Below are 22,246 nucleotides of genomic sequence, written 5' to 3' on the forward strand. Positions count from 1 at the left end.
AAACAATGGCTAAACGCATTCTGGTCGTAGAAGATGAGGCTCCGATTCGCGAAATGTTATGTTTCGTCCTGGAGCAGAATGACTATCATCCCATCGAAGCTGAGGATTATGACAGTGCCGTAAAAAAACTGATCGAACCCTGGCCTGATCTGATTCTGCTGGACTGGATGTTACCCGGCGGCAGTGGTATTCAGTTTATCCGCTACCTGAAGAAAGAAGCGATGACCCGGGATATTCCGGTGGTCATGCTGACAGCCAAAGGGGAAGAGGAGGATCGGGTTCGGGGGCTGGATGCCGGTGCTGATGACTATATGACCAAACCATTTTCACCGAAAGAACTGATTGCCAGGATCAAAGCGGTGATCCGTCGTATTTCACCGACCGCGGATGATGAACTGATTGATATTCAGGGACTGACACTGGACCCCACTTCTCATCGGGTCATGTCGGGGGAAACTCCGGTAGAAATGGGACCCACTGAATACAAATTACTGCATTTCTTTATGACTCACCCTGAACGGGTCTACAGCAGGGAACAATTGCTGAATCATGTGTGGGGGACTAATGTTTATGTGGAGGACCGGACGGTAGATGTCCATATCCGTCGTCTGCGTAAAGCCCTGGAATTTACCGGCCATGAGCGTATGGTACAAACAGTCCGTGGTACAGGATATCGGTTCTCTGCCCGTTTCTGAATGGAGTGTCACTCGTGCTGGACAAACTTTCGTGGCGCACCCTGTTATCTGAATTTCTGCTGGTCTGCCTGGTGGGTGGCATCGCCGGGCTAATGACCCGGCAGTTAGGCTGGTGTCTGCTGCTGGCGGTGGTGGTATTACTCTTCTGGCATTTTTTCCAGTTGATGCGTCTGTCACACTGGTTGTGGGTCGACAGAACTATTACCCCACCCACCGGCAAAGGTAGCTGGGAACCATTGTTTCATGGCTTATACCTGATGCAGGTGCGTAATCGCCGCCGACGTGGGGAGTTACGTGATCTGATTAAACGCTTCCGCAGTGGTGCCGAATCGCTGCCGGACGGACTGATCCTGACCACCGAAGAGGGGAACATCTTCTGGTGCAACGGGCTGGCGCAACAATATCTCGGATTACGCTGGCCGGAAGATAACGGACAAAATATCCTTAATCTGCTCCGTTATCCTGAATTTTCCCGTTACCTGCAAGCTAAAAGATTCGAAATCCCACTGACTCAGCTGCTGAATAACGGGCACCATATGGAGTTCCGGATCATGCCCTACAGTGAAGGGCAGTGGTTGATCAGTGCCAGAGATATGACTCAGATGCGGCAACTGGAAAATATGCGGCGTCACTTTTTTGCCAATGTCAGCCATGAACTGCGCACACCACTCACGGTGATCCAGGGATATCTGGAGATGATGGAAGATAGTCAGCTGAAGGATAGTGTTTACTTCAGGGCGGTGGGGACGATGCAGGAACAGTCCCGGCGCATGGAGGGCTTGGTTAAACAGCTAATGACTTTAACCCGAATCGAGGCGGCCCCCGCACTGAATATGAAAGAGATTGTTGATGTTCCGGCAATGCTGCATATGCTCCAGCAGGAAGCCGAAACCCTCAGTCAGGGACGGCAAAAAATCAGTTTTTCTATTGACGAAAAGCTGCGGGTGTACGGTAACGATGAACAGCTACGCAGTGCCATTTCTAACCTTATCTATAACTCCATCAATCATACCCCTGAAAACACCCACATTGAGATTGTCTGGAAACGCACTTCAGACGGGGCTTACTTTTCAGTGTCCGATGATGGTCCCGGGATTGCCGCTGAACATATCCCTCGCCTGACCGAACGTTTCTATCGGGTGGATAAAGCCAGATCACGCAATACCGGCGGTAGTGGTCTGGGTCTGGCGATTGTGAAACATGCGCTGGGTCACCACGGAGCCCGGTTATCCATCACCAGTGAACCCGGATACTGTACCTGCTTCAGTTTTTCTCTGGCTGCACGGATGAATGTTCCGGCGAATGCAGCTATTGCTGTCTCCGCTGAATAACCGGTTATCACCGCAGAGTCCGCTGTGCGGTGATAGTGTGGCCGATGACACCTATCTTCTACAGAAGATTACCTGTCGATTTCACCCTCCAGATGAAATAAATTCATGAAGAATGAGTTATATTCAATTGTCAGGCTGATTTTCTCATGCCACCCTGAAAAAATCACAGAAATAGCCGTCTGGATGGCTTAATCAGAGTCGCCGGCCTGCTCCGGCATCAGGAGAATAATTATGCAAAGAACAGAGGCACCGTTTCGCGCTGATATTGTCGGGAGTTTTCTGCGTCCCGAAACGGTAAAACAGGCACGGATAGACTTTTCAGCGGGGCGTCTGGATGCCGAAGGACTGCGTAAAGCTGAAAACGACGCAATTCGTGAAGTCGTTGAGCAGCAACAGGCTGCTGGTTTACAGGTTGTGACCGACGGTGAGTTTCGCCGTGCCTGGTGGCATTTTGATTTTTTCGACGGACTGGAAGGGGTCGAACCTTTCGAAGCTGAGCAGGGGATTCAGTTTAACGGGGTGCAGACTAAGGCTCGTGGTGTGCGGGTCACCGGAAAACTGGGTTTTGGTGATCATCCTATGCTGGAGGATTTTCGTTTCCTGCAGAGTATTGCCGGTAAAAGTGTGGCGAAAATGACTATTCCCAGCCCGAGCGTGCTGCATTTCCGTGGTGGTCGTCAATATATCGATGAAACCGTCTACCCGGATTTGGCTGAATATTTTAATGATTTGGCCACGACCTGGCGTGATGCGATTCGTGCCTTTTATGATGCAGGGTGTCGTTATCTGCAACTCGACGATACTGTCTGGGCCTATCTCTGTTCAGAAGATCAGCGTGCACAGGTCAGGGAGCGAGGGGATGATCCGCAGGTGCTGGCAGAGACTTACGCACAGGTACTGAACAAAGCATTGATTGGTAAACCTCATGATCTGACGATCGGTCTGCATGTCTGCCGTGGGAATTTCCGTTCCACCTGGATCTCTGAGGGAGGATACGAACCGGTCGCAGAAATCCTTTTCGGTCAGGTTAATGTCGATGCGTTTTTTCTGGAATATGATAATGAACGATCCGGCGGGTTTGAGCCGTTACGCTTTATTAAACCCGGACATCAGCAGGCAGTGCTGGGATTAATTACCACCAAAGACGGTATACCGGAAGATCCTGCCCGCGTGAAGGCTCGTATTGCCGAAGCGAGCCAGTACCTTAGCCTCGACCAGATTTGTCTGAGTCCGCAATGTGGATTTGCTTCCACCGAAGAGGGCAATAGCCTGACTGAACAGCAGCAATGGCAAAAAGTCCGCAGTGTGGTGAGTATTGCCAGCGAAGTCTGGTGATTTAACGCGAAGTTGTACTACATAAGGCGCAATATTTGCGCTTTATGTGTACGTTTCATAGGATAAATGCATGGATAGACCCTCTGTCGGACAAATAATAAACAAATCATCCTCCTTGTATAAACCATAATCCGCATATTTCCACTGCTTTTTACTCTGTATTCGGCATTTCATACTGGTTTTCCGATCTGATATTGCCTTTCATCGCTATAAAAGTTTTACTTATGGCCGTTATCATTCAGTATCGGTGAAAAAAAATAATCCTAATTTCACCCGGCTTTGCTGATCGGACCTGTTCTGATCCGCAATTCAGGTGAGTCATGGCTCAGAGGTGAATGATTACCAAACCCAACTTCCAGGTACTTTCAGCACATGGCGTGCAGAGTAATTTATGACTAAAAGTTTAACTTCAAAAGATATCCTTGCGCTGGGCTTTATGACATTTGCCCTGTTTGTTGGCGCAGGTAATATTATTTTCCCGCCGATGGTGGGGATTCAGGCCGGGGAACATGTCTGGACTGCGGCAATTGGTTTTCTGATTACGGCAGTAGGCCTCCCGGTACTTACAGTAATAGCACTTGCCAGAGTGGGCGGGGGGATTGATTCCCTCAGTTCACCTATTGGTAAGGCGGCCGGTCTGGTGCTGGCAACTGTCTGCTATCTGGCCGTTGGCCCGTTATTTGCCACTCCGCGTACCGCCACCGTTTCTTTCGAAATTGGTATTGCGCCGCTGGCGGGAGACGGTGCCGTCCCTCTGCTAATCTACAGCCTTATCTATTTCGCGTTGGTGATCCTGATTTCACTTTACCCGGGCAAACTGCTGGATACCGTCGGCCATTTCCTGGCGCCACTGAAAATCGTCGCCCTGGCTATTCTGGGTATTGCCGCCATTATGTGGCCGGCAGGCGGTGAAATTCCGGCGGTGGAGGCTTATCAAAATGCCGCCTTCTCGAACGGTTTCGTTAATGGTTATCTGACCATGGATACCCTGGGAGCTCTGGTGTTCGGGATCGTTATTGTTAATGCGGCCCGTTCCCGGGGTATTGAAGACCAGGGATTACTGACCCGCTACACCATGCTGGCTGGGATTATTGCGGGTATCGGTTTGACACTGGTTTACCTGTGCCTGTTCAAACTGGGTTCCGGTAGTGGTCACCTGGTGGCTCAGAGCTCAAATGGTGCAGCAATCCTGCATGCTTACGTCCAGCAGACATTTGGCAGTGGTGGCAGCCTGTTCCTGGGGGCACTGATTTTTGTTGCCTGCATGGTGACTGCCGTAGGCCTGACCTGTGCCTGTGCTGAATTTTTTGCGCAACTGCTACCATTATCTTATCGGACGCTGGTATTTATTCTTGGATTGTTCTCCATGGTAGTGTCTAACCTGGGACTGAGTCATCTGATTCAGCTCTCTATCCCGGTACTGACCGCGATTTATCCACCTTGTATTGTGCTGGTATTGCTGAGCTTTACCGTGCGTTGGTGGAATAAAAGCGCCCGTATTGTTGCGCCGGCCATGCTGATAAGCCTGTTGTTTGGAATAGTCGATGCAGTGAAAGGTAGTGAATTTAAAGACTTGCTGCCAGGATTCTGTCAGAATCTGCCGCTGGCCGATCAGGGATTATCATGGCTGCCTCCGACACTGGTGATTGTTCTGGTGTGTGTCATTGTTGACCGGGTGAAAGGAAGCCAGCAGGTAGAAGTACGTCAATAATCACTGCGATTGACAGGTAAACCACGGGCCCGCCCGTGGTTTTTCTTTTTACAGGTACAGAGTGTTATGCAAAATAAAAATCAGCTTAGCCGCGGGCTAACCACACGACATATTCGCTTTATGGCACTAGGTTCTGCCATTGGGACCGGATTGTTTTACGGATCAGCCGATGCTATTAAAATGGCTGGCCCGAGTGTGTTACTGGCCTATGTGATTGGCGGGGCTGTGGCCTACATCATCATGCGCGCGCTGGGCGAAATGTCGGTGAATAATCCTAATGCCGGCTCATTTTCCCGTTATGCCAGAGATTATCTGGGCCCGATGGCCGGGTATATCACCGGGTGGACTTACTGTTTTGAAATTCTGATTGTCGGTATTGCTGATGTGACCGCCTTTGGTGTCTACATGGGAATCTGGTTCCCTGACGTCCCGCAGTGGATTTGGGTACTCAGTGTGGTGCTGATTATCGGGGCGATTAATATCATGAGTGTAAAGATCTTCGGCGAAGTCGAGTTCTGGTTCTCATTCTTCAAGGTCGCCACCATTGTTATCATGATTCTGGCCGGACTCGGCATGATTATCTGGGGGATTGGCAACGGTGGGCATCCGACAGGTGTCAGTAATCTGTGGAGCCACGGCGGATTTTTTGCCCATGGAGTGACCGGTATGCTGCTGTCGTTGCAGATGGTGATGTTTGCCTATGGTGGTATCGAGATTATTGGTATTACCGCCGGTGAGGCCGATAAACCGGAAAAATCTATCCCGCAGGCGATCAATTCTGTCCCCTGGCGTATCCTGGTTTTTTATGTCGGGACGCTGTTTGTCATTATGTCTATTTATCCGTGGAATCAAGTGGGAACCAACGGTAGTCCGTTTGTACTCACTTTCCAGCACCTGGGGATTGCTGCGGCAGCTTCATTGCTTAATTTTGTCGTTATCACCGCCTCTCTGTCGGCGATCAACAGCGATATTTTTGGCGTAGGCCGGATGCTGCACGGTATGGCAGGCCAGGGCGATGCGCCGAAAGCCTTTATGTCGGTATCAAAACGCGGTACGCCGTGGCTGACAGTAGTTGTCATGATGGTGGCATTACTGATTGCGGTATTGCTCAATTATCTGATGCCAGAAAAAGTGTTCCTGGTGATAGCGTCACTGGCGACCTTTGCGACGGTCTGGGTCTGGATTATGATCCTGTTGGCGCAGATTGGCTTTCGTAAAAAAATTGGTGCCGAAGCTGCTGGTAAATTACAGTTTCCGTTGCCTGGTGGTTCGGCAATGTCCGTCGTGGGAATTTTGTTCCTGGTATTTATTATCGCCATGATCGGCTATTTCCCGGATACCCGCTTATCATTGTATGCCGGAGCGGTCTGGGTTGTGTTACTGCTGGTGGGTTACCGGTGGGTAAAAAAACGGGATGTGGTAACGACTAAGCCTTAACCGAGAATGCCAGACCGGAATTCCGGTCTGGCAGATTTTCCATCAGGTTGGCCGGTTATCTTCCTCAACTGGCCGATTAACCGCAGCAGCCAGCTCAACGCCAAAAGCACGCATGTCGCTACCGGTCGGGCTCTGATGCACCCGCAGGCCAAATGACGGTAATGCGGCGTAGATATAATCAAAAATATCACTCTGAATTTGCTCGTACTCCGTCCAGACCGTCGTATTGGTAAAGGCATAAATTTCTATCGGCAACCCATTTTCGGTTGGGGCCAACTGACGGACCATCAGTGTCATCTCCTGATGAATTCGCGGATGGATACGTAGCCAGTTTTCCAGCCAGATTCTGAAAGTACCGACATTAGTTAGCGCACGGTAATTCAGGGGTGACCGACTACCTTCTGCATTGTCTGCATTCCACTGTGTCACTTCCTGACGTTTTTTCTCCAGATAAGGCACCAGCAGATGAGCCTGGCTCAGTTTTTCGGCTTCCTGTTCGGAAAGAAAATGAATACTGGTGGTATCAATATTCAGGCTGCGCTTAATTCTGCGACCACCGGACTCTGACATGCCGCGCCAGTTCTTAAACGAATCGGAAATCAGGGCATAGGCCGGAATAGTGACAATGGTATTGTCCCAGTTGCGGACCTTGACCGTAGTGAGGTTGATATCAATCACCGCGCCATCGGCACCATATCTTGGCATATCCAGCCAGTCGTTAATTTTTAGCATATCGTTCGCGGCCAACTGAATGCCGGCGACCAGCCCAAGGATCGGGTCTTTAAATACCAGCATCAGCACCGCGGTCATGGCGCCTAAGCCGGTTAACAACACTCCCGGGGATTTACCCAGCAGTACCGAAATCATCAGAATGCTTATCAGGATGGCGGTGACCAGTTTGACACTCTGCAGAATACCCCGCAGTGGTAGTTGACTGGCCAGCATACTTCTGGCGGAGACATACTGCACCACGTCCAGTAGAGAAAAACCAATCAACATGGTGTAAAGAATGGTCCAGAGTTCGCCTGCGGTCATCATTGTATTGAAGACCGGAGTATTACTGTCCAGTAAGATTTGGGTTAAAAACTGGAATAAAATCCCCTGTAACAACCAGGCCACCCGGTGGAATAATTTATTGCGTAGCAGTGCTTTAGGCCACTGGTGTGGACTTTTTTCTGCACGCCGTTTAAACATTGGCAGCAGGCATTTATGCAGGATCAGATGAATAATCAGAGAAATAAAAACAATGGCTATTAACACTGCCACCACTGCCAGAATATTGGTGTAATGAGTCAGTCCTAAAGCCTGAAGCCATTCCGTAATTTGTTGTTGCATATGTCTCCCTGTATATGTGTTATCTCGTACCGCTAAGCTTAAAGTTTTTGCAGAGGAAGTGCGAATTACCGGGGAAAATACGTCCCGCAAATACATATCTTTACTGTTGCAGGCCGCGAGGATCTCAGACCTGGTGATCAAAATTATGTATTCAATGAACAGATTTATTCACAGATCAGGGGAGGGGGGAAGCACACTGAATCCGCAACAGCGGGGGGAGAAGAGGTAAAAAATAACCCGCCGTGGCGGGTTATTTAAACGCAGTATTACAGCTTGCCAGCGTTAGCTGTCAGGTATTTAGCGACGCCTTCAGGTGAAGCGCCCATACCTTCCTGGCCTTTTTCCCACTGTGCAGGACAGACTTCGCCATGCTCTTCGTGGAATTGCAGCGCATCAACCATACGCAGCATTTCATCGATATTACGGCCTAATGGCAGATCGTTAACCACCTGATGACGTACCACACCTTCTTTATCAATCAGGAACGAACCGCGCAGTGCAACGCCTGCGTCCGGATGTTCGATACCGTATGCCTGCTGAATTTCACGTTTGATATCCGCCACCATGGCATATTTCACCGGACCGATACCGCCGTCGTTGATAGCGGTGTTACGCCATGCGTTATGCACGAACTCAGAATCGAAAGAAACACCAACAACTTCAACACCGCGTTTCTGGAATTCAGCATAACGCTTGTCGAAGGCGATCAGTTCGGAAGGACAGACAAAGGTGAAGTCCATTGGCCAGAAGAACAGCACAACAGGTTTACCTGCGGTGTGTTTTTTAAAGTTGAAATCTTCAACGATTTCACCGTTGCCGAGTACGGCAGCAGCCGTAAAGTCAGGGGCCTGACGGGTAACCAGTACCATAATCACTCCAATCGCTTAGGGGTTAAAAACACTGACGATGCTGCTGTCAGCGATCACAACAATTATCTTGTTATTCGCAGACAAGAGTATGACAGCAGCAACGCAGTTTTACAGCCTTTTTTCTGTAGCTGAATGCATCAGCCGTGGATAAAACTGAGAAAAAAGCCGTTCCAGTACGGCGTAGTTATCTACAAAATCCTGATAGGACTGCTGTAATTTCACGAGCTTTGGCCGTCTTCTTGCCATGCCTTGTAAAACCACTTCCAGCCGTTCAGGCCGGGCATATTTCTCCAGCCACTGCTCAGGCCACATCAGTTCATTCAGCTCACGAAAATCTGGCGGAGTGTGCTGCAGATACGGACGGATCTGCTGTTCTGCCAGACGACAAAAATTAGCCAGTGAACCTTGCGGATGATATTTGTCCCAGTCACGGGCCAGAAAATGATCCCAGATAACATCCAGGGTAATCGGGGATACCCGACGCGTTTCTTCACGGAATAGCTGGCGGGCTTCACGGACTTCAGGTAGCTGATCGGTCAGACTGTCCAGCCGGCGGTGCAGCCGAATGCCGTCAGCAATCGCGGTATCCCACTGTAAGGCCGGGTCACCACGGACAAAATCGGCCATCAGATTTCCCAGCAGGGAACTCTGTGAAAGGCTGGCAAGATGGAGGTGGGCTAGAAAATTCATGCTGCATTATAGACAAATATTGAGCTGAACAGCCAGTGGTTCAGTAATGGCAGCTTTTCCGCTACACTATGTCGCCTGATTTTTTGCCCGGAATAATCCGCCATGCGCGTTGCTGATTTTAACTTTGACCTGCCAGAGTCCTTAATAGCTCATTATCCACAGCCAGACCGCAGCAGTTGTCGCCTGCTGTCGCTGGATGGCCCGACGGGTGAGATCTCCCATGGGGTATTCACTGATGTACTGGATAAGCTTAATCCCGGCGATCTGCTGGTATTTAACAATACCCGGGTGATCCCCGCGCGGGTATTTGGTCGTAAAGCCAGCGGCGGAAAGATTGAAGTGCTGGTTGAGCGCATGCTTGATGAGCATCGTGTTCTGGCCCATGTCCGTGCTTCCAAGTCACCCAAACCTGGTAGTGAACTACTGCTGGGAGATGATGAAAGTGTCAAAGCAACGATGGTTGCCCGGCACGACACCCTGTTCGAAATTGAATTTGCGGATCAGCGGGCGGTGCTGGATATTCTCAACCAGGTGGGGCATATGCCCCTGCCGCCCTATATTGACCGTCCGGATGAAGAGTCGGACCGTGAATTGTATCAAACCGTGTACAGTGCCCGCCCCGGAGCAGTAGCTGCGCCCACCGCCGGTCTGCATTTCGATGAGCCGTTATTGCAGGCTCTGCGCGATAAAGGGGTTGAAATGGCTTTTGTTACCCTGCATGTCGGGGCAGGGACGTTTCAGCCGGTGCGGGTCGACAGTATTGAAGACCATAAGATGCACTCTGAATATGCGGAAGTCCCGCAGGATGTGGTCGATGCCGTTCTGGCCTGCAAAGCCCGTGGTAATAGAGTGGTGGCTGTCGGGACCACGTCTGTCCGTTCCCTGGAAAGTGCGGCACAGGCTGCCAAAGAACACCTTATTGCACCATTTTTTGATGATACTCAGATTTTCATTTATCCGGGCTATCAATATCAGGTGATTGATGCTCTGATCACCAACTTTCATCTGCCGGAATCCACTCTGATTATGCTGGTGTCGGCCTTTGCCGGTTATCGCCAGACGATGGAAGCCTATCGCCAGGCGGTGAAAGAGCAATACCGTTTTTTCAGCTACGGTGATGCCATGTTTATTCGTAAAAACCCTGCGGCTGCTGAGCAGACGATCAGGGAGTAGGAAAACCGGCCGGTTAAATACCGGCCATGATCAGGATGTTTAACTGTTAACATCAGACTGTGTCTCTGGTGGAGGTTTTGTGAAGTTTGAATTAATGAAAACCGACGGACGTGCGCGTCGTGGCCGGTTAGTGTTTGACCGTGGCGTGGTAGAAACTCCGGCGTTTATGCCGGTGGGAACCTACGGCACAGTAAAAGGAATGACTCCGGAAGAAGTTAAAGACACCGGAGCCCAGATTATCCTCGGCAATACGTTCCACCTGTGGTTACGTCCGGGTCAGGAAATTATGAAACTGCATGGTGACCTGCATGATTTTATGCAATGGCAGGGGCCGATTCTGACCGACTCCGGGGGCTTCCAGGTCTTCAGCCTGGGCGACATTCGTAAAATTACCGAAGCTGGTGTTCATTTCCGTAACCCGATCAATGGCGATCCGATCTTCCTTGACCCGGAAAAATCGATGGAAATTCAGTACGACCTCGGTTCTGATATCGTGATGATTTTTGACGAATGTACGCCATATCCGGCGGACCGGGATTATGCAAAACGCTCCATGGAAATGTCCTTACGCTGGGCAAAACGTAGCCGTGACCGTTTTGACTCGCTGGGTAATAAAAATGCGCTGTTCGGTATTATTCAGGGAAGTGTTTACGAAGATTTACGAGATGTCTCAGTTAAAGGGCTGGTAGAGATAGGATTTGATGGGTACGCTGTGGGCGGTCTGGCGGTCGGTGAACCGAAAGAAGATATGCACCGAATCCTTGAACATGTTTGTCCGCAGATTCCTGAAGACAAACCTCGTTATCTGATGGGAGTGGGTAAACCACAGGATCTCGTCGAAGGGGTGCGTCGCGGCGTTGATATGTTCGACTGTGTTATGCCAACCCGTAATGCCCGTAATGGTCATTTATTTGTGACCGATGGTGTGGTGAAGATTCGTAATGCGAAGCATAAAGATGACACCTCGCCACTGGATGCAGAGTGTGACTGTTACACCTGTCGTCATTACAGTCGTGCATATTTGCATCATCTGGACCGTTGTAATGAAATTTTGGGTGCAAGACTGAATACTATTCACAATTTGCGTTACTATCAGCGTCTGATGGCGGGTTTACGTAAAGCTATTGAAGACGATAAATTAGAGCACTTTGTGGCTGATTTTTATCAAAGGACGGGGAAAGACGTCCCGGCTCTGAACGTTTGACTATAAATCTAATGAGGGAAATTTAATGAGTTTTTTCATTTCTGACGCTGTTGCCGCTGCGGGTACTCCGTCTCAGGGAAGTCCATATTCTCTGGTGATCATGCTGGTCGTTTTCGGTCTGATTTTCTATTTTATGATTTTGCGTCCACAGCAGAAGCGTTCAAAGGATCATAAAAAACTGATGGATGCAATCTCTAAGGGTGATGAAGTTTTAACTAACGGTGGTCTGGTTGGCCGCGTGACTAAAGTTTCTGATACCGGTTATGTAGTGATTGCACTGAACGATACGACTGAAGTCGTGATCAAACGTGATTTCGTGGCTGCCGTACTGCCGAAAGGCACAATGAAGGCGCTGTAATTTTTTCTCCCCTAAGGGAATTGCCGTGTTAAACCGTTATCCTTTGTGGAAGTACATCATGCTGATCGTAGTGCTTATCGTCGGTCTGCTGTATGCACTTCCCAACCTGTATGGAGAGGATCCGGCCGTGCAAATCACTGGCGCGCGGGGTGCCGCCGCCAGTGAGCAAACGTTGGATCAGATCCAGAGTATTCTCAGCAAAGACAAGATTCCGAGCAAATCCATTGCGCTGGAAAATGGGGCTATTCTTGCCCGTTTTACCAATACTGATATTCAGCTGCGTGCCCGCGAAGCTCTGGTCAGTGGTTTAGGTGACAACTATGTTGTGGCACTGAACCTGGCCCCTGCAACTCCGAAATGGCTGGCGCTGATTTCTGCTGACCCGATGAAGCTGGGGCTTGATTTACGTGGTGGTGTTCACTTCCTGATGGAAGTGGATATGGATACTGCGTTGAGTAAGCTGCAGGAGCAGAACTCAGACAATCTGCGCAGTGAACTGCGTGATCAGAAAATTCCTTACACCACCGTCGGCAAAGCGCCTAACTATGGTGTGAACATCAGTTTTGCTAACAGTGGTGACCGTGACCGGGCCATCAGTTACCTGAGCCCACGGCACTCTGATTTAGTGATTAAGAGCAATGGCAGCACCGGTCTGACTGCAGTGATGACTGACGCCCGTCTGAGTGAAGCCCGTGAATATGCGGTACAGCAGAACATCAACATTTTGCGTAACCGTGTAAATCAGTTGGGTGTCGCCGAACCTCTGGTTCAACGTCAGGGTTCTGACCGGATTGTGGTGGAGTTACCAGGGATTCAGGATACTGCCCGTGCGAAAGAAATTCTTGGCGCGACAGCGACTCTGGAATTCCGTCCGGTAAACACCAGTGTTGATGCGACGGCAGCAGCACAGGGGCGTGTACCGGGTGACTCTGAAGTGAAACTGACTCAGGATGGACAGCCGGTCGTGCTGTACAAGCGTGTGATCCTGACCGGTGACCACATTACAGATTCGACCTCCAGCATGGATGAGTATAATCAGCCACAGGTTAATATTTCCCTCGACAGTGCCGGCGGAAATATGATGTCTAATTATACCAAGGACAATATCGGTAAACCGATGGCAACCCTGTTTGTTCAGTATAAAGACAGTGGGAAGAAAGATGCCAACGGCCGTGCCATCCTGCAGAAAGAAGAAGAAGTGATTAACGTGGCGAATATTCAGTCGCGCCTCGGTAACAGCTTCCGAATCACCGGGATTAACAACCCGAATGAAGCACGTCAGCTTTCATTATTACTGCGTGCCGGTGCTCTGATTGCACCTATTCAGATTGTTGAAGAAAGAACCATTGGTCCGACCATGGGACAACAGAATATCAATCAGGGTTTGCATGCCTGCCTGTGGGGGCTGATTGCCTCGATTCTGTTTATGGTTGTCTGGTATAAGAAGTTTGGTGTAATCGCAACGACAGCACTGATCTCTAACCTGGTACTGATTGTCGGAATCATGTCCTTATTACCGGGCGCGACACTGACCATGCCGGGGATCGCGGGGATTGTTCTGACGCTTGCCGTCGCCGTCGATGCGAACGTATTAATCAATGAACGTATCAAAGAAGAACTCAGGAACGGCCGCAGTGTTCAGCAGGCGATTCATGAGGGATACCGTGGTGCGTTTTCCAGTATCGTTGATGCCAACATTACGACGCTGATTACTGCGATTATCCTGTATGCAGTTGGTACCGGGTCTATCAAAGGATTTGCAATTACGACAGCCATTGGTGTTGCGACCTCCATGTTCACAGCAATCGTTGGTACACGTGCCATCGTAAACCTGCTGTATGGCGGCAAACGTATCAATAAGCTGTCAATCTGAGGAGCGCGTAATGGCACAGCAATATAGTGTTGAACAATTAAACTATGGTCGTAAAGTGCATGACTTCATGCGCTGGGACTACCTGGCCTTTGCTATCTCCGGATTACTGCTGGTGGCTTCTGTAATTGTGATGGGAGTCCGTGGCTTTAACTGGGGACTGGACTTCACTGGCGGGACCGTTATCGAGATTACTCTCGAAAAGCCTGGTGAACTGGATACCATGCGTCAGGCGTTACAAAACGCCGGTTTCATGGAACCCCAGGTCCAGAACTTTGGTAGCAGCCGCGATGTTGTCGTCCGCCTGTCACCTCACGCGGGCAACACCGGACAGGAATTAGGTAACAAAGTCGTTTCTGTCATTAATCAGGCGACCAGTCAGACGGCTATCGTGAAGCGGATTGAGTTTGTCGGACCGAGTGTGGGCAGTGACCTGGCGCAAGCCGGGAGCATGGCTCTGCTGGTGGCGTTAATCTGTATTCTGATTTATGTCGGATTTCGCTTTGAGTGGCGACTGGCGTTGGGTGCCGTTCTGGCACTGGCCCACGATGTGGTCATTACGATGGGGGTCCTGTCGTTGTTCCATATCGAAATAGACCTGACGATTGTGGCCTCACTGATGTCGGTGATCGGCTACTCGCTGAATGACAGTATTGTGGTATCGGACCGTATTCGTGAGAATTTCCGTAAAATTCGTCGCGGAACACCTTATGATATTGTCAACGTCTCTCTGACCCAGACACTGAGCCGTACTATCATGACTTCTGCCACTACGTTGGTCGTTGTTCTGATGTTGTTCCTGTTTGGTGGTGAGCTGCTGAGAGGTTTCTCACTGACGATGCTGATTGGTATCACTATCGGTACTGTTTCTTCGATTTATGTGGCTTCTGCGCTGGCGCTGAAGCTGGGCATGAAGCGTGAACACATGCTGGTACAAAAAGTCGAAAAAGAAGGGGCTGACCAGAAGTCATTACTTCCGTAATCACCTTCTCTTCAGCAGTAAAAAAGGCAGCCCACGGGCTGCCTTTTTATGTTTAACAGGACTGGCTATTTAAATGCCCGGAACTGATGAACATTAACCACCAGTGACTGATCCTGGGTCATCACCGGGGTGTTCAATACAAACCGGACCTGCTCTCCGGGGGAGAGCGGCGTTATCTGCCGGATAACCTGTTGTGTCAGAGGTTGTGGCGGCGCAGTAGTCGCCTGCTGGTCAGTGGTGAGAGTTGACAGCGCCGCCGTCAGTTCAAACGGTGGCAGTACCGCAGCCCCGGCATTTTTTACCTGCAGTACGGTACCGCTGCCTGAAGCCTGCGGCACCAGTTGTAACAGCAACCTTGCCTGAGGATCAATTAACTCCACGGGGCTGTTGGCCAGAGGCACTAACCAGGCACCATGAGTCGAGGCTGCATTCATCCGGTGCTGATAAGCCAGAGCCGACGATTGTTCAGACAAATGGCTCAGTGAGCGGTTCAGTTGTCCAACAGTGGTACCCAGCGTTGTGGATGGTGGTACCGAATGGCTGCATCCGGCCAGTACCAGTGAGGACACGAGTACCCATAAATGCCTTTTTTTCATCGCCAGATCTTAAGCCTGTGGAATACGCAGTGCCTGTCCCGGATAAATTTTATCCGGGCTAGACAGCATCGGCTTATTGGCCTCAAAAATTTTGTTGTATTGAGCGGCGTCGCCATAAAACTGTTTAGCTATAGCACTCAGGGTATCGCCGGACTTGACGGTATAGAATGTCGGACTGGCTTCAGGGCCGTTGGCGGTAATTTTATCGTCCACGTGTGTTATGCCCGCGACGTTGCCGACGGCAATAAGGATTTTTTCTTTCAGTTCCTGGCTAAGACCATCACCGGAAACGGTGGCGGTGCCGTCATTGACACTGACATTCACTTTGTCACTGTCAGGAATTCCCAGTTTATTCAGGTGATCCTGAATTTTAGTGCCGGCATCAGCAGATACGGCATCCCAAAGTTTCTCGCCTGCTTCTTTGACAAAACTAAAAAGTCCCATATTTTCTCCTAAATTTTTCCTAAGGGCGCACACAACCTGTGTCGGGTTAAGAATAGTTGAAATAGTCAGACATGATAATAATAAACAAAATCAGATTCGCCAAAATGAACCTCACAGCACGTGAATACGTTTAGTTAACACTGACTTCGCGTTACACTAGGGCCATTGAATCTCTGTACCGGGAATATTCCATGCATTGTCCGTTTTGTGCCGCAGTGGATACCAAAGTAATAGACTCACGTCTGGTCAGTGAAGGGTCATCTGTCCGGCGTCGGCGTCAGTGTCTGGTTTGCCATGAGCGTTTCACCACCTTTGAAGTCGCAGAACTGGTGATGCCAAGAGTGGTGAAAAGTGATGATGTGCGTGAGCCTTTCGATGAAGACAAGCTGGTTCGCGGCATGATGAAAGCTCTGGAAAAACGGCCGGTCAGTGCTGATGATCTGGACAGTGCTGTACACCGGATTAAAGCACATCTGCGGGCGACCGGAGAACGTGAAGTTCCGAGCAAAATGCTGGGGAATCTGGTGATGGATGAACTAAAGATGCTGGATAAAGTGGCTTATATCCGTTTTGCCTCTGTGTATCGTAGTTTCGAAGATATCCGCGAGTTTGGTGAAGAAATCGCCAGGTTACAGGACTGACACTATGTCTGATCAACAGTATATGGCCAGGGCGCTGGAACTGGCGCGCCGGGGGCGTTTTACTACAGCGCCTAACCCGAATGTCGGGTGCGTGATCGTCAGAGAGGATGAAATAGTCGGAGAAGGCTGGCATCAGCGCGCTGGTGGTCCGCATGCGGAGGTTCATGCCTTACGGGCGGCCGGAGAACGGGCGAAAGGGGCAACCGCTTATGTTACTCTGGAGCCGTGTAGCCATTTTGGCCGAACGCCGCCCTGTTGCGATGCGCTAATCGCCGCCGGTGTGAGTCGGGTGGTTGCCGCGATGCAGGACCCTAATCCGCAAGTGGCGGGCAGGGGGCTTAATCGTCTGCAACAGGCTGGAATTGAGGTCAGCCACGGTTTAATGCAGCAGGATGCTGAAATACTCAATCGCGGATTTCTGAAACGAATGCGGACGGGCTTTCCCTGGTTGCAACTGAAACTGGGAGCATCGCTGGATGGACGGACTGCCATGGCGAACGGTGAAAGCCAGTGGATTACCTCCCCTGAATCACGACGCGATGTCCAACGCTTTCGGGCCGCCAGTCATGCCATACTGAGCACCAGTGCGACCGTGATTGCGGATGATCCGGCGTTGACTGTACGCAGTCACACCCTCGACCGCGACAGCTTGTCGGAGATGGGGGGCGAGGAAAATCTGCGTCAGCCAGTCAGGGTGATTATAGACCGTCAACAATCACTTTCGTCTCACCAACAACTATTTAGCCAGCCAGGAGAGACGTGGCTGATGCGTTCTGAATTATCCGGTGAATGGCCGGAAAACGTAAAACAATTTGTGGTTCCGCAGCATCAAGGGGCAACCGATCTGGTGGCCATGATGCTGCTGCTGGGCCAGCAGCAGATCAACAGTGTCTGGACCGAAGCTGGACCTACGCTGGCGGGAGCATTACTGCGCGCGGGTCTGGTGGATGAGCTGATTGTTTATATGGCGCCGAAATTACTGGGTAATGAGGCCCGCGGTTTATGTACACTGCCGGGACTCAGTCATCTGACTGATGCACCTGGCTTTAGTTTTACCGATGTCCGCCGTGTCGGAAACGATCTGCGGGTCATTTTACGTCCGGAATAACAGTTTGCGCAAAAGCGAGAGCAGAGCGCAAAAGAGTATGCTAAAATTCGCCCCCCTTGCCGGGCGACCCGACTAATACCTGAAAGGAAAAGTATGAAAATTATTGAAGCTCCGGTAGCAACACCTGATGCAAAAATTGCCATTGTGATTGCTCGTTTTAATAACTTTATCAATGACAGCCTGCTGGATGGTGCGGTAGATGCACTGAAGCGTATCGGTCAGGTCAAAGATGACAATATTACGGTAGTCTGGGTGCCTGGTGCCTATGAATTACCCCTGGCAGCCCGGGCGCTGAGCAAAACCGGCAAATATGATGCGGTAGTGGCTCTGGGTACCGTGATTCGTGGCGGTACTGCACACTTTGAATTCGTCGCCGGCGAAGCCAGTTCAGGGATTGCCAGTGTGGCAATGAATAGTGATATCCCGGTCGCCTTCGGCGTGCTGACCACTGAAAATATCGAGCAGGCTATTGAGCGTGCCGGTACCAAAGCGGGTAACAAAGGTGCCGAAGCGGCCCTGACCGCACTAGAAATGATTAATGTTTTGAAAGCTATTAACGCCTGATTTTAAGGGGAATTTTGTGAAACCTGCTGCCCGACGCCGTGCCAGAGAGTGTGCCTTACAGGCATTGTATTCCTGGCAGATATCCAATAATGACATTGCCGATGTGGAATACCAGTTTCTGGCGGAACAGGACGTCAAAGATGTTGATGTTAACTACTTCCGTGAATTACTGGCAGGTGTCGCGACCAACAGCGCCTATCTTGATGATCTGATGAAGCCATACCTTTCCCGCCGTCTGGATGAACTGGGAGAAGTTGAAAAGGCCGCTCTGCGTATTGCTCTGTTTGAGCTGAGTAAGCGTTCGGATGTGCCTTATAAAGTGGCGATCAATGAAGGGATTGAGCTGGCGAAAGTGTTTGGTGCCGAGGACAGCCACAAATTTGTTAACGGTGTACTGGATAAAGCAGCGCCACAAATTCGTCCTAACCGTAAGTAATGACTCTGAGGCCGGTTATCCGGCCTTTTTTTATGCCTGTTAAAATTACCCGCTGAGTAACCCGTTTATGGCCTGTAGCGAATTTGAGCTGATAGCTCGCTATTTTAACCGTGTCACCAGTTCCCGCCGCGATGTAATTAAAGGTATTGGTGATGACTGCGCCCTGCTGGCAGTACCGGAGAAACAGGTACTCGCTATCAGCACAGATACTTTGGTGGAAGGCGTGCATTTTTTGCGGGATATTCACCCGTCCGATCTGGGCTACAAAGCACTGGCTGTCAATCTGAGTGATTTAGCGGCCATGGGGGCAGATCCTGCATGGTTAACCCTGGCACTAACCCTACCTGAAGCCGATGAAGTCTGGTTGCAGGCTTTCAGTGACAGCCTGTTTGAACTGCTTGATTATTATGATATGCAGCTGATTGGCGGGGATACGACCCGCGGTCCGCTTTCCATGACCCTTGGAATTCATGGACTGGTCCCTTCCGGACGTGCGCTGAAGCGGTCCGGGGCAAAACCAGGAGACTGGATTTTTGTGACCGGTACCCTGGGAGACAGTGCAGCAGGTCTGGCATTATTACAGCATCACTACCGGATTGATGACCCAGCTATCCATGAAGCATTAATTAAACGCCACCTGCGGCCGGTACCCCGTATTTTGCAGGGGCAGGCGTTACGTGATTTAGCTACCGCAGCTATCGATATCTCAGACGGTTTACTGTCAGACCTCGGGCACGTGCTAAAGGCCAGCAGGGTAGGAGCCAGAATCAATACCGAGGCCATTCCGCTCTCATCTGCACTACTGGAAGGTTTTGAACCCTCTCAGGCGTTACGTTGGGCACTGAATGGCGGAGAAGATTACGAACTGTGCTTTACTGTTCCGGAAGTTAACCGCGGAGCGCTGGCAGTTGCACTCGATCATCTGGGTGTCGGCTATCACTGCATTGGACAGATTGCCCCGGAAGCAGACGGACTGGTACTGCTGGAGCACGGTAAGCCCGTCCGTTTAGACCTGAAAGGATATGACCATTTTGGCCGAAAATAGACAACAGATACTTTCACGTATTCACCTCAGTAATCCGTGGCATTTGCTGGCGACAGGTTTCGGAAGCGGGCTTAGCCCCGTCGTACCGGGGACTGTCGGGTCTCTGGCCGCATTGCCATTCTGGTATCTGCTGATACTGTTGCCGGAGGATCTCTATTATCTGGTGGTACTGGCCGGGATTTGCCTGGGGGTCTATCTCTGCCATCGTACTGCTAAGGATATGGGGGTTCATGACCATGGCAGCATTGTCTGGGATGAGTTCATCGGGATGTGGATCACTCTGATGGCGATCCCTAACCATCACTGGCAGTGGGTGGCCGCCGGGTTTATCGTATTCCGAATCCTCGATATGTGGAAACCCTGGCCAATCCGTTGGTTTGACCGGAATGTCAGCGGCGGTATGGGAATTATGATTGATGATATCGTGGCGGGGATACTGTCTGCGGTAATCTTATATGCTGTAGGTTATTATTCTCCCGGATTACTGCCGCTCTGAAAGGATACCTCACGATTCAGGAGGCCGCCAGCGGCGGCTTCCTGAGCGATATTTATCGGGTTCGCCACTGGTTAATCGCGGACTCAATTCCTTCGGCATCCAGCCCCAGGTCATGACGGATTTCTTCCTGTGTTCCCTGCGGAATAAATTTATCCGGCAGGCCCAGATTCAGTACCGTGGTCATCTGACGGGCAGCCATCAACACTTCACTGACGCCACTGCCGGCGCCACCACAGACAGCACCTTCTTCCAGCGTGACCAGCTCTGAATGTTGTTCTGCCATTTTCAGAATCAGTTCGCTATCCAGAGGTTTGACGAAGCGCATATCCACCAGCGTGGCATTCATCGATTCAGCAACTTTTTCGGCCTCAGGCAACAGTGTGCCGAAGTTCAAAATCGCCAGTGATTCGCCCTGACGTTTGACCACGCCTTTACCTAACGGCAATTGTTGCGGTGCCACTCGCTCCAGGCCCCGGCCACTGCCACGAGGATAACGTACAGCACTCGGTCCCTGCTGATAGTGATATCCGGTAAACAGCATGTCACGACACTCATTTTCATCACTGGGAGTCATAATGACCATTTCCGGAATGCAGCGCAGGAATGAGATATCGAAAGCCCCCTGATGGGTCTGTCCGTCAGCCCCTACAATCCCGCCGCGATCAATAGCAAACAGCACCGGTAATTTTTGGATAACTACATCGTGGATCAATTGGTCATAGGCACGCTGCAGGAAGGTTGAGTAAATGGCAACCACCGGCTTGTAACCGCCAATAGCCAGCCCCGCCGCAAAAGTTACTGCATGCTGCTCAGCAATGGCGACATCAAAATACTGTTGGGGAAACTCGCGGGAGAAGCGAACCATGCCGGAGCCTTCGCGCATCGCGGGAGTGACGGCCATCAGCTTATCGTCCTGAGCCGCCATTTCACATAACCAGTCGCCGAAGATCTGCGAATAGGTTGGAATCCCGCCTTTGCTTTTTGGCAGTTCACCCCTGGCTGGATCAAAAGTAGGAACCGCATGCCAGGCAATCGGATCCTGCTCGGCAGGGGCGTAGCCTTTGCCTTTTTTGGTAATGATATGCAGGAACTGAGGACCTTTCAGGTTACGCATATTAGTTAATGCGCTTACCAGTGTCAGCACATCATGTCCGTCAACCGGCCCGATATAGTTGAATCCCAGCTCTTCAAACAGGGTCCCCGGCGATACCATCCCTTTCAGATGCTCTTCTGTGCGTTTCACCAGTTCTTTAATCGGAGGGATTCCGGTCAGTACCCGTTTGCCACTTTCACGCAGCCAGGAGTAAGTCTTACCGGAAAGTATCTGAGCGACACGATTGTTGAGAGCCCCGACATTTTCAGAGATCGACATATCATTGTCGTTGAGGATCACTAACATATCAGGCTTGATATCACCGGCGTGGTTCATGGCTTCGAAAGCCATTCCGGCAGTCAGTGCACCGTCGCCGATAACACACACTGTGCGGCGACCCGCGGCTTCTTTTTCTGCCGCTACCGCCATTCCCAGCCCGGCGCTGATAGATGTGGAAGAGTGGCCTACACTCAACACATCATGTTCACTCTCTTCACGCCACGGGAACGGATGTAGCCCGTTTTTTTTACGGATCGTACCGATGCGATCACGGCGGCCGGTAAGAATTTTATGTGGGTAAGCCTGATGGCCAACATCCCACACCAGATGATCAAATGGCGTGTTATAGACGTAATGCAAAGCAACGGTCAGTTCCACAACCCCCAGACCGGAAGCAAAATGTCCGCTTGACTGACTGACGCTGTCGAGCAGGTACTGGCGTAACTCATTGCACAGGGCAGGGAGCTTATCTTTTGGCAATAAACGTAATTCCTGAACTGTGCCTGCCAGCGCCAGTGTAGGGTATTGGGTGGTATCAAAACTCATCAGTGACT

At 50.7% G+C, this 22,246-nt stretch carries 22 protein-coding genes; 16 read left to right on the plus strand and 6 right to left on the minus strand.

Features of this window, described 5'->3' with window-relative positions:
• Positions 1–5: 5 nt before the first annotated feature.
• The 5 genes from phoB to proY all read left to right on the plus strand — a co-directional run bounded on the left by phoB (position 6) and on the right by proY (position 6,509).
• Entirely contained in the window at positions 6–695 is a 690-nt protein-coding gene (gene phoB / locus HA49_RS14095; protein ID WP_038018579.1) for a phosphate response regulator transcription factor PhoB, read from the plus strand.
• Between the two features lie 14 nt (positions 696–709).
• On the plus strand, positions 710–2,026 hold the full coding sequence (gene phoR / locus HA49_RS14100; RefSeq protein WP_038019451.1) for a phosphate regulon sensor histidine kinase PhoR: 1,317 nt from the start codon (positions 710–712) through the stop codon (positions 2,024–2,026).
• A gap of 231 nt (positions 2,027–2,257) precedes the next feature.
• The gene (locus HA49_RS14105) at positions 2,258–3,361 is read left to right on the plus strand and encodes a cobalamin-independent methionine synthase II family protein (RefSeq protein ID WP_038018592.1); all 1,104 of its coding nucleotides are present in this window, start codon (positions 2,258–2,260) and stop codon (positions 3,359–3,361) included.
• Positions 3,362–3,752: 391 nt separating this feature from the next.
• The gene (gene brnQ, locus HA49_RS14110) at positions 3,753–5,072 is read left to right on the plus strand and encodes a branched-chain amino acid transport system II carrier protein (protein ID WP_038018595.1); all 1,320 of its coding nucleotides are present in this window, start codon (positions 3,753–3,755) and stop codon (positions 5,070–5,072) included.
• 66 nt (positions 5,073–5,138) lie between these two features.
• Entirely contained in the window at positions 5,139–6,509 is a 1,371-nt protein-coding gene (proY, locus tag HA49_RS14115) for a proline-specific permease ProY (protein WP_038018597.1), read from the plus strand.
• Positions 6,510–6,551: 42 nt separating this feature from the next.
• Here proY and HA49_RS14120 read toward each other — a convergent pair whose 3' ends face one another.
• From HA49_RS14120 to HA49_RS14130, 3 genes are all read right to left on the minus strand, one after another.
• Positions 6,552–7,844, minus strand: coding sequence for a mechanosensitive ion channel family protein (locus HA49_RS14120; protein ID WP_038018599.1), 1,293 nt, complete (start codon positions 7,842–7,844; stop codon positions 6,552–6,554).
• Positions 7,845–8,110: 266 nt separating this feature from the next.
• Positions 8,111–8,713: a peroxiredoxin C gene (locus HA49_RS14125; RefSeq protein WP_038019452.1), complete on the minus strand. Its 603-nt coding sequence runs from the start codon at positions 8,711–8,713 to the stop codon at positions 8,111–8,113.
• Positions 8,714–8,821: 108 nt separating this feature from the next.
• The gene (locus tag HA49_RS14130) at positions 8,822–9,403 is read right to left on the minus strand and encodes an acyl carrier protein phosphodiesterase (protein WP_038018602.1); all 582 of its coding nucleotides are present in this window, start codon (positions 9,401–9,403) and stop codon (positions 8,822–8,824) included.
• Positions 9,404–9,505: 102 nt separating this feature from the next.
• Here HA49_RS14130 and queA point away from each other — a divergent pair, with 102 nt between their 5' ends.
• From queA to secF, 5 genes are all read left to right on the plus strand, one after another.
• On the plus strand, positions 9,506–10,576 hold the full coding sequence (gene queA, locus HA49_RS14135; protein ID WP_038018604.1) for a tRNA preQ1(34) S-adenosylmethionine ribosyltransferase-isomerase QueA: 1,071 nt from the start codon (positions 9,506–9,508) through the stop codon (positions 10,574–10,576).
• 79 nt (positions 10,577–10,655) lie between these two features.
• On the plus strand, positions 10,656–11,780 hold the full coding sequence (gene tgt / locus HA49_RS14140; protein ID WP_038018607.1) for a tRNA guanosine(34) transglycosylase Tgt: 1,125 nt from the start codon (positions 10,656–10,658) through the stop codon (positions 11,778–11,780).
• Between the two features lie 25 nt (positions 11,781–11,805).
• Entirely contained in the window at positions 11,806–12,138 is a 333-nt protein-coding gene (gene yajC, locus HA49_RS14145; protein ID WP_038018611.1) for a preprotein translocase subunit YajC, read from the plus strand.
• 25 nt (positions 12,139–12,163) lie between these two features.
• Positions 12,164–14,011 (plus strand): protein translocase subunit SecD, encoded by a 1,848-nt coding sequence (secD, locus tag HA49_RS14150; protein WP_072055941.1) that lies wholly within the window; start codon positions 12,164–12,166, stop codon positions 14,009–14,011.
• Positions 14,012–14,021: 10 nt separating this feature from the next.
• A complete protein-coding gene (secF, locus tag HA49_RS14155; protein ID WP_038018617.1) occupies positions 14,022–14,990 on the plus strand; it encodes a protein translocase subunit SecF in 969 nt (322 codons plus the stop codon).
• 65 nt (positions 14,991–15,055) lie between these two features.
• Here the strand turns inward: secF and HA49_RS20640 are convergent, their stop codons facing one another.
• Both HA49_RS20640 and lysM read right to left on the minus strand, forming a co-directional pair.
• The gene (locus HA49_RS20640; protein ID WP_052752514.1) at positions 15,056–15,586 is read right to left on the minus strand and encodes a DUF3251 domain-containing protein; all 531 of its coding nucleotides are present in this window, start codon (positions 15,584–15,586) and stop codon (positions 15,056–15,058) included.
• A gap of 9 nt (positions 15,587–15,595) precedes the next feature.
• Positions 15,596–16,030 (minus strand): peptidoglycan-binding protein LysM, encoded by a 435-nt coding sequence (gene lysM / locus HA49_RS14165; protein WP_038018618.1) that lies wholly within the window; start codon positions 16,028–16,030, stop codon positions 15,596–15,598.
• Positions 16,031–16,221: 191 nt separating this feature from the next.
• Between lysM and nrdR the strand changes: the two genes are divergently transcribed.
• From nrdR to pgpA, 6 genes are all read left to right on the plus strand, one after another.
• Positions 16,222–16,671: a transcriptional regulator NrdR gene (gene nrdR, locus HA49_RS14170; protein ID WP_038018620.1), complete on the plus strand. Its 450-nt coding sequence runs from the start codon at positions 16,222–16,224 to the stop codon at positions 16,669–16,671.
• Positions 16,672–16,675: 4 nt separating this feature from the next.
• On the plus strand, positions 16,676–17,779 hold the full coding sequence (gene ribD / locus HA49_RS14175; RefSeq protein WP_038018623.1) for a bifunctional diaminohydroxyphosphoribosylaminopyrimidine deaminase/5-amino-6-(5-phosphoribosylamino)uracil reductase RibD: 1,104 nt from the start codon (positions 16,676–16,678) through the stop codon (positions 17,777–17,779).
• 93 nt (positions 17,780–17,872) lie between these two features.
• Positions 17,873–18,343, plus strand: a complete 471-nt coding sequence (gene ribH, locus HA49_RS14180) for a 6,7-dimethyl-8-ribityllumazine synthase (protein ID WP_038018626.1) — start codon at positions 17,873–17,875, stop codon at positions 18,341–18,343.
• A 16-nt stretch (positions 18,344–18,359) separates the two neighbouring features.
• Entirely contained in the window at positions 18,360–18,779 is a 420-nt protein-coding gene (gene nusB, locus HA49_RS14185) for a transcription antitermination factor NusB (protein ID WP_038018629.1), read from the plus strand.
• Positions 18,780–18,846: 67 nt separating this feature from the next.
• On the plus strand, positions 18,847–19,824 hold the full coding sequence (thiL, locus tag HA49_RS14190; RefSeq protein ID WP_038018631.1) for a thiamine-phosphate kinase: 978 nt from the start codon (positions 18,847–18,849) through the stop codon (positions 19,822–19,824).
• A complete protein-coding gene (gene pgpA, locus HA49_RS14195; RefSeq protein WP_038018634.1) occupies positions 19,802–20,320 on the plus strand; it encodes a phosphatidylglycerophosphatase A in 519 nt (172 codons plus the stop codon). The genes thiL and pgpA overlap by 23 nt, the downstream gene beginning before the upstream one ends.
• A 52-nt stretch (positions 20,321–20,372) precedes the next feature.
• Here pgpA and dxs read toward each other — a convergent pair whose 3' ends face one another.
• On the minus strand, positions 20,373–22,238 hold the full coding sequence (dxs, locus tag HA49_RS14200; protein ID WP_038018637.1) for a 1-deoxy-D-xylulose-5-phosphate synthase: 1,866 nt from the start codon (positions 22,236–22,238) through the stop codon (positions 20,373–20,375).
• Between the last annotated feature and the right edge of the window lie 8 nt (positions 22,239–22,246).

Source organism: Tatumella morbirosei (genome assembly GCF_000757425.2).
In the GTDB taxonomy this organism is placed as follows: Bacteria; Pseudomonadota; Gammaproteobacteria; order Enterobacterales; family Enterobacteriaceae; genus Tatumella; species Tatumella morbirosei.